This is a genomic window from Kitasatospora sp. NPDC096077 (genome assembly GCF_040303245.1).
In the GTDB taxonomy this organism is placed as follows: Bacteria; Actinomycetota; Actinomycetes; order Streptomycetales; family Streptomycetaceae; genus Kitasatospora.
Map to the genome: position 1 here is coordinate 1 of NZ_JBEOSV010000139.1, position 3,840 is coordinate 3,840.

5 protein-coding genes are annotated in these 3,840 nt (G+C 73.4%); 4 read left to right on the forward strand and 1 reads right to left on the reverse strand.

Annotation, left to right across the window (positions count from 1 at the left end; all coding sequences use genetic code 11):
* Positions 1-36 precede the first annotated feature (36 nt).
* Positions 37-981 (reverse strand): ferritin-like domain-containing protein, encoded by a 945-nt coding sequence (locus ABTZ03_RS44055; protein WP_350518917.1) that lies wholly within the window; start codon positions 979-981, stop codon positions 37-39.
* A 306-nt stretch (positions 982-1,287) separates the two neighbouring features.
* Here ABTZ03_RS44055 and rimP point away from each other — a divergent pair, with 306 nt between their 5' ends.
* The 4 genes from rimP to ABTZ03_RS44075 all read left to right on the forward strand — a co-directional run.
* Positions 1,288-1,827: a ribosome maturation factor RimP gene (gene rimP / locus ABTZ03_RS44060; protein WP_350518918.1), complete on the forward strand. Its 540-nt coding sequence runs from the start codon at positions 1,288-1,290 to the stop codon at positions 1,825-1,827.
* Between the two features lie 53 nt (positions 1,828-1,880).
* The gene (gene nusA / locus ABTZ03_RS44065; protein WP_350518919.1) at positions 1,881-2,882 is read left to right on the forward strand and encodes a transcription termination factor NusA; all 1,002 of its coding nucleotides are present in this window, start codon (positions 1,881-1,883) and stop codon (positions 2,880-2,882) included.
* 77 nt (positions 2,883-2,959) lie between these two features.
* Positions 2,960-3,253 (forward strand): YlxR family protein, encoded by a 294-nt coding sequence (locus ABTZ03_RS44070; RefSeq protein ID WP_188306572.1) that lies wholly within the window; start codon positions 2,960-2,962, stop codon positions 3,251-3,253.
* A 230-nt stretch (positions 3,254-3,483) separates the two neighbouring features.
* The coding region (locus ABTZ03_RS44075) for a translation initiation factor IF-2 N-terminal domain-containing protein (protein ID WP_350518920.1) at positions 3,484-3,840 on the forward strand (357 nt) is incomplete at its 3' end.

A 3,840-nucleotide genomic window follows, 5' to 3' on the forward strand; every position in this document is an offset into this window, starting at 1 on the left:
CGCGGGCTTGCGCCCGCGCGCCCGCAGCGGGATGGGTCAGTTCGGGGTGGGGAGGGGGTCGGGGATGCCGGGGAAGGGGGTGTCGGGGGCGCCCCAGCGGTGGGCGCGGAGGGTGCAGTCGCGGAGGGCGGTGGCTGCGGTGGGGCGGTGGGGGGCGGGGAGGTCGGCGACCAGGTCGGCGTAGACGGTGGTGAGGCCGGTCTCCAGGTGGGCGGCGAGCTTGGTGGCGCCGGCGGGGTCGGTGACGGGGAAGGGGAGCTGGTAGCCGCCGGCGGCGGGGGTGGGGGTGGCGCCGAGGGTGCTGAGGAGGCGTTGCCAGGTGTCGCGCTGGGACTGGTGGGCGGCGTAGGCGGCGCGGGCGTCGGTGCGCTGTTGGCCCTCGGGGAGGTGGGCGCCGACGACGCCGTAGCCGTAGACGGCGGCGTGTTCGGCGCTCAGGGCCTTCTGGAGGGCGGGGGTGGCGTCGGGGGTCGGGGTGGAGGTGGACGTGGCGGTGGGGGCCGGGGTGGGCTGGTCGGCGGGGGCGCCGAGGGCGGCGGCGTGCAGGGCGTTGGCGGCGGCGACCGAGGCGAGCAGGCGGGCCAGGGGCGGGCCGGCGGCGCCGAGGTCGGCCAGGCGGGACTGGGCGGTCTGGCGTTCCAGGGCGGCCAGGGTCGCCTGGGTCGGTGTACCGGTGGGGGACGCCGTACCGGGGGTCGCGCCGGTGGAGGCGGCGGGGATGCCGTAGGCGAGGGCGGCGCGGTGCTGGGCGGTGTCGGCGCGCAGGGGTTGCAGCAGGGCGGTCTGCGCTCCGGGGGCGGCGAGCAGGGCGTCGTAGGCCGTCAGCAGGGTGTCGGTGGCGGCGACGGCGCGCAGGCGGACGGGGAGGTCCGGGTCGGGGCCGCCGGGCGTCGCGGTGCTGGTGGGGCCGTGGCCGGTGCAGGCGGTGGTGAGGGTGAGCAGTCCGAGGGCCAGGAAGGTGCGTCGGCTGGGCGGCTGCATCGGGTTCACTCCGGGGGCTGGTACGGGAGGACGGCCTCCCCGCCTGCCTCGTTGGCGTGAATCTTCGCAGAATCCCCATGTTTGCGAGTGGTGTTCGAGGGTCGCGTGCGAGGGGTGGGGCGGTGTGAGCTTGCTCGCAGTGGGTGGTGTCCGACTGGTCGTGGCAGGTCCGGAATCGGTGGTTCGCGCCTTCACCGGCTAGGCTTTGGGCCGAGCTGCCGTGACCCGGTGTGCGCCCGTGGGGCGCGCGGAGGGGGCGCGGGGCGACCTCTGACAACAGCAGACGCGGCCGAGGAGTCCACCCGGATGAGCACCACCCACACCGACCGGCTGCGCGCGTTGCTGGAGCCGCTGGCCGTCCAGGCCGGACTGGACCTGGAGGACGTCAAGGTCACCAAGGCGGGCAACCGTCGGCAGGTGCAGATCGACGTCGACACCGACGGCGGTGTGGACATGGACGCCATCGCCGAGTTCAGCCGGGTGGTCGGCGAGGCGCTGGACGCCTCGGACGTGATGGGTGACGAGCCCTACCTGCTGGAGATCGGTTCTCCGGGTGCGGAGCGCCCGCTGGTGCTGCCCCGGCACTGGCAGCGCGCGGAGGGTCGGCTGGCCAAGATCCACCTGGTCGACGGCGGGGAGCTGGTCGCCCGGGTGCTGGAGGCCGACGAGGCCGGCGCGCTGGTCGAGGTGCAGCCGGTGAAGGGGCGCGGCCGCCCGAAGGAGCGCCGTCTGGAGTACGTCGAGGTGGCTCGGGCGCGGGTCCAGGTCGAGTTCAACCGCAAGGAAGACGAGAACCTCCTGGACGAGGCCGCCGACTTCGACGAGGGGGACGACGGCGCCGAGTGAGCCGGCCGCCGTACGACCATGATGAACGTGACGAAAGACGAGGAGGCGTAGCCGTGGACATCGACATGAGTGCCCTGCGCACGCTGGTCAACGAGAAGAACATCCCCTTCGACCTGCTGGTCGAGTCCATCGAGTCAGCCCTCCTCACCGCGTACCACCGCACCGAGGGCTCGCGCCGCCGCGCCCGGGTGCAGCTGGACCGCAAGAGCGGCCACGTCACCGTGTGGGCCGTGGAGGACCCGGCGGAGCTGGACGAGGGCGTCGAGCCGAAGGAGTTCGACGACACCCCGAACGGCTTCGGCCGGATCGCGTCCAGCATCGGCATCCAGGTGATGATGCAGCGCCTGCGCGACGCCGCCGACGACCAGACCTTCGGTGAGTACGCGGGCAAGGAGGGCGACATCGTCACCGGTGTCGTCCAGCAGGGCAACGACCCGAAGAGCGTGCTGGTCGACATCGGCAAGCTGGAGGCCATCCTGCCGCCGCAGGAGCAGGTCCCGGGCGAGGACTACCGGCACGGCACCCGGCTGAAGTGCTACGTGGTGGCGGTGCGCCGCGGTGTCCGCGGGCCGTCGGTGACGCTCTCGCGCACCCACCCCAGCCTGGTGAAGAAGCTGTTCGCGCTGGAGGTCCCGGAGATCGCGGACGGCAGTGTCGAGATCGCCGCGATCGCCCGTGAGGCCGGGCACCGCACCAAGATCGCGGTCTGGTCGCGCCGGGCCGGGCTGAACGCCAAGGGCGCCTGCATCGGTCCGATGGGCTCCCGGGTCCGCGCCGTGATGGGCGAGCTGCACGGCGAGAAGATCGACATCGTCGACTGGTCCGAGGACCCGCGGGAGATGGTCGCCGCCGCACTGTCCCCCGCGCGGGTGACCAGCGTGGAGATCGTGGACCTCGCCCAGCGTTCCGCCCGGGTGATCGTGCCGGACTACCAGCTGTCGCTGGCGATCGGCAAGGAGGGGCAGAACGCCCGCCTGGCCGCGCGCCTCACCGGGTGGCGGATCGACATCCGGCCGGACACCGAGGGTCAGCCCGAGGAAGCCGCGGCCCAGTAGTCAGCGTTGTTCCCGGCGCCCTCCGTCGGTCCTCCGGGATCTATGGGGCGGCGCCATGTCCCTTCGGAGGGGTAGACTTGCCTTCGTCTGGCCGGACGCATGTCCGAGCACGCCCGGAACGCACCTGCGTGGGCTGCCGCAAGCGAGCGGCCAAGCACCAGCTGTTGCGTGTCACGGCGGTCGAGGGCGTCTGCGTCCCCGATCCCCGGGGCGCACTGCCGGGCCGAGGCGCTCACCTGCACCTCGATCCGGCCTGCCTCGACCTCGCGGTCCGCCGTCGGGCGTTTCCCCGGGCCTTCCGGCTCCAGGGGACGCTCGACACGGAGCGGCTCCGCGGGTTCATCGAGGAGCGGGCGGGCGGAGCCTCCTAGGCGGGCCGCCCCACGCGACGGCCGCCGCTCACCGCGGCGGAGAACCACCGCAACAAGCCCAGTGCGCGGGCAGCCGCGCGCCGTGCCACCAGTCAGGTACCTCGCGATGTGGAAGTAGGTCGAGATTGCGATGAGCACTCGATGAGTACGCGATGAGTACGCGATGGGTACGCCCATGAAGTAGCGACAGTCCGGCGGACGAGACCCCCGGACTCATAGACAGGAGTGAAGTGGCTAAGGTCCGGGTTTATGAACTCGCCAAGGAGCTTGGCTTGGAGAGCAAGGCCGTCATGGCCAAGCTCACCGAGCTCGGTGAGTTCGTCCGTTCGGCGTCCTCGACGATCGAGGCGCCGGTCGTGCGCAAGCTGACTGACGCGCTTGGCGTGGCCCCCACCGGTGGTGGCGCTGCCAAGCCTGGCCCGCGGAAGCCCGCGGCGCCCCAGCCCGCGGCAGGTGCCGCGGGTGCACCCAAGCCGGGTGCCCCGACCCCGGGTCCGCGCCCCGCCGCGACCCCTGGTCCCCGTCCGACCCCTGCGGCTGCCGCGGCGGCGGGCCCGGCGGGCCCCCCCCCCCCCACCCCCGCCCCC